This is a genomic window from Arthrobacter sp. 05T47 (genome assembly GCF_056395825.1).
The window spans coordinates 1-3,964 of the sequence record NZ_JBFTKG010000081.1; the positions used below are offsets into that span (position 1 = coordinate 1).

Annotated in this window: 4 protein-coding genes and 1 rRNA gene; 4 read left to right on the top strand and 1 reads right to left on the bottom strand. The window is 67.2% G+C overall.

The window, feature by feature from the left end:
* Positions 1–130 precede the first annotated feature (130 nt).
* From rrf to AC1DEY_RS22660, 4 genes are all read left to right on the top strand, one after another.
* Positions 131–247 (top strand): 5S ribosomal RNA (rrf, locus tag AC1DEY_RS22645).
* A 210-nt stretch (positions 248–457) separates the two neighbouring features.
* On the top strand, positions 458–799 hold the full coding sequence (locus tag AC1DEY_RS22650; protein ID WP_476869957.1) for a YciI family protein: 342 nt from the start codon (positions 458–460) through the stop codon (positions 797–799).
* A 265-nt stretch (positions 800–1,064) separates the two neighbouring features.
* On the top strand, positions 1,065–1,913 hold the full coding sequence (locus tag AC1DEY_RS22655) for an SDR family NAD(P)-dependent oxidoreductase (RefSeq protein WP_476869958.1): 849 nt from the start codon (positions 1,065–1,067) through the stop codon (positions 1,911–1,913).
* Positions 1,914–2,030: 117 nt separating this feature from the next.
* Positions 2,031–2,345, top strand: a complete 315-nt coding sequence (locus AC1DEY_RS22660) for an excalibur calcium-binding domain-containing protein (protein ID WP_476869959.1) — start codon at positions 2,031–2,033, stop codon at positions 2,343–2,345.
* Positions 2,346–2,494: 149 nt separating this feature from the next.
* Here AC1DEY_RS22660 and AC1DEY_RS22665 read toward each other — a convergent pair.
* Positions 2,495–3,964 (bottom strand): putative bifunctional diguanylate cyclase/phosphodiesterase (locus tag AC1DEY_RS22665; RefSeq protein WP_476869960.1); only part of this gene is annotated, 1,470 nt, incomplete at its 5' end.

Genomic DNA, 3,964 nt, shown 5'->3' on the forward strand with positions numbered 1-3,964 from the left:
ACCAACAAACCCGTTGCTTGAGAACCGTCAACTGAATAACAACACCACASCTGCGGTGAAAACCGCAGAGCACATGTTGTAACCACCAGATTTCCCCACCCCCGGCAACRGGCGGTGGCGGAGCAAGGGTTACGGCGGTCATAGCGTGGGGGAAACGCCCGGTCCCATCCCGAACCCGGAAGCTAAGACCCACAGCGCCGATGGTACTGCACCCGGGAGGGTGTGGGAGAGTAGGTCACCGCCGGAACATCATTAACGGTCGAGGACCCCCAACACATGTTGGGGGTCCTCCCGCATTTAACCCCCACWTCGTGATTGAGCGTCCAGCCGGGCCGGAAGTCTTAGGAAGCTCCATCATTCAGAGGCCTCGACCCGCAACCCAACACCYATTACGATCGAGTCGAAGTAGTCCATGGCTGCCCCTACTTGGCGGGCRCCGGAGCAGAGGAGTCCTCGAATGACGAAGTACCTGATCTCGTTCCCMGGTGAGGCCATGGTGTTCCCCGAGGAGGACTTCCAGGCAGTGGTCGACTCCTCGCATGCYGTCATCGAGGAGGCCAAGGCGGCGGGCGTGTACGTCTTTGGCGGCGGGATCGATGAGGACGTAGAYCCGGTGCTCGTGGCCGGTGACGGCACCGTCACCGAGGGCACGTACCCAGGCCACAMGGTGCCCAACGGCGGCTACACCGTTCTCGAGCTTCCCTCGCGGGAGGCGGCGATCGAGTGGGCCGCGAAGATCGCCGTCGCCTGCCGCTGCTCGCAAGAGCTCCGRCAGTTCGGGTACGACCCSGCCAGCTGACGAGGGCAACCCCAGCCAGAGCCSGTCCRTGCGGCGATATCCGCGCCCCGCACCGTGCGCAAGGATCGCGTAAGCACCATATTGATGCAGCARTGTGAGGMGGCGCTGAGYTGACGGCCGCCTKMGCATCAATCCCACCAGATTCCCAGCAAACTCCGGGGTAAGCACCGGCTCGTCCGGAACATTCTCCCGGGTGTGCTCGTTAGAATTCGACGGGGCTGGATTCCAAAAACCAGCCCACCGTTTTCGTTCTAAGGACACCCCAATGCCCGAACGCACTATCGTCATCACCGGAGCCAGCGACGGGATCGGCGCGTCCGCCGCGCGGACCTTTGCCCGCCARGGGGAGCGCGTCGTCGTCGTCGGGCGTTCCGCGCACAAGACCGAGGCGATCGCGAAYGAAATCGGCGCCGACTTCTATGTCAGCGACTTCGCCGACCTCGCCCAGGTGCGCACCCTGGCCGCGCAGCTGAAGGAGAAGTACCCGCAGATTGACGTCCTGGCGAACAACGCCGGCGGCATCATGGGGCCCCGCGAGCTCACSGTGGACGGGCACGAGACGACCTTCCAGGTCAACCACCTGGCCCCTTTCCTGCTCACCACCGGGCTGATCGACGTCCTCGCCGCGAGCCGGGCCACCGTCATCAACACCTCGAGCGTCGCGAATTCGCTCTTCGGCAAGCTGGACATCGACGACCTCGACGCGGCACGGAGCTATTCCACCAACCGCGCCTACGGCAACGCCAAGCTCGCCAACATCCTCTTCACCACCGAGCTGCACAACCGCTACAACGCCGAGGGCATCTCGACGGCGGCCTTCCACCCCGGCGGCGTCGCCACSAACTTCGCGGCRGACTCCACCAGCCCCATGCGMCTGGCCTACAAGTCCTTCCTCAAGCGSTTCATGCTGACCCCCGRCCAGGGCGCGGAYACCCTYGTGTGGCTCGCCAACGCCACCCCGGGCCACGACTGGATCTCCGGCGCCTACTACGCCAAGCGGACGCTCTCCAAAGCCAACAGGCAGGCCTACGACGCAGGCCTCGCCAAGGCACTGTGGCAGCGCAGCGAGGCCATGGTGGCCCAGGACCTCGACAAGCTGGACCGCCAGCCGTAAATCACGCTGCGGAGCCGCGCCTGAGCAGCCCCTTAGCCTCCCCACCTGCGGCGGAATCGTGGGTTAGCATTTTCCTGCCCCTCTCCGACACGCGGCTGAGGGCTTCTATTTGGGGGAGTGCTCTCTACCGTGCGCCTGAAGAAACTGATTATTGCGACCCTGGCGGGTACCGCCGTCGTCCTGAGCGCYACGGCCGTGCCGGCATCTGCCGCGCCCGCGCCGAGGTCGTACAAGAACTGCACSGAGCTGAACAAGGTTTACCCGCACGGGGTGGGCGTCAAGGGCGCCCGGGACAGGACCAGCGGCAAGCCGGTCACCAACTTCCGCGTCGACAACACCCTGTACAGCTACAACGACGGCGCCGGCCCCCGTCACTGGGGCGAATACGACCTTGACCGCGACAACGACGGCATCGCCTGCGAAAAGCGCTAGGTCCGAKCCATCGATTGGCCAAGAACGGCCGCTAAGCCATGCTGCTTAGCGGCCGTTTGCGTCCAACGGCGGGGTGCGGCGTTGATGGCGTACTGCAATCGATGGGATGTGGCGGCGCCGACGCCGGGTGAKTGAGGGTGACGCCAGGGTCACCGKGCGGCGTCGACCCTGTCCAGGGCGTTCAGGGCGCTTTCCATGGTCCCGGCCAGGTGGCTGGCCGGCGCCGGCTTGGCGAACAGGTAGCCCTGCAGCGAGTCGCAGCCGCGYTCCATCAGGTACTTGGCCTGGGCCGGGGTCTCGATGCCTTCGGCCGTGACCTTCAGGCCGAGGGCCTGAGCGGCGTTGATCATGGTGGCGAAGAACGGGAGCTGTTCCTGGCCGGTCTTGATCATGGCCACGAAAGAGCGGTCGATCTTGACGTTGTCCAGCGGCAGTTCCTGGAGCCGGCCGAGCGTGGAATACCCGGTGCCGAAGTCGTCCATGGCAATCCGGACCCCGGCCGCGCGCAGCTGCCGCAGCTGGCCSAGCACGTCCGAGGACGCGTCGAAGAACACGCTCTCGGTGAGCTCCAGCGTGAGCTGGTGCGGGTCGACGCCCGTGGATGCGGCGATCGCGAGCACGTCCACGGCGAARTCCCGGTGCTGGAACTGCAGGCCMGAGACGTTCACGGCGACGCTGTACGCGGCGTCTCCGGCGAGCCAGGGGCGGATCTCGGCGCAGGCGCGRCGCAGGACCTCGTCGCCGATCTCGCGGATCAGGCCGCTCTGCTCGGCCACGGGCAGGAACTGGTTGGGCGGCACCAGCCGGCCGTGCCGCTCCCACCGGGCAAACGCCTCGAACTGCACCACCGAGCCGATGCCGGGGGACACCACRGGCTGGTAGTGCACCGAGATCTGGCCCAGYTCGACGGCGCGCCGGAGCCCGGTCTCGCCGTCGGCCTTGTGCGCCGGCGTGCTCAGCATCTCCGGCCGGAACCGCAGCCACGTGTTCTTCCCGGCGGCCTTGGCGGCGGTCATTGCGGCGTCGGCCTGGCGGAGCAGTTCCGCCCCGTCCAGCGTCTGCCGGGACTTGGACGCCAGGCCCATGCTCACGCCGGGCCGGACCATGGAGCCGCCCACGCGCAGGGGAGCGAAGAGGGCCTCGGCGATCCGCTTGGCCACCGCGTCCGCGTTGAGGCATTCGGTCAGCAGCACAGCGAACTCGTCGCCGCCCAGCCGGGCCACGGTGTCATGCGGCCGCACACAGTTGCGCAGCCTGCTCGCCACCTCCACCAGCAGCTCATCGGCCGCCGAGCGTCCCAGCACGTCATTGAGGTGCCTGAAGTCATCGAGGTTCAGCAACAGGATGTCCGCCGGATCCGGGCGGCGCAGTGCCGCGGCGAGCCGCTCGTTGAAGAGCGGGCCGTTCGGCAGGGCCGTCAGGGGGTCGCGGAGGGAACCGGCCTTGATCTCGTCGTCGTGCTCGGCGAACGCTTTGGGAACGGCAGCCGGAGTTACGGCGGCACCGGCAGCTCCCGCAGAAACGGAACCAGAAGCAGACTCACGACGGCGGACGTCGCCGCCGAGGGCCGGTCCGGCGCTGCCGGCACTCAGAGGGGCACCGGCGGCGCCCGGCTGGGC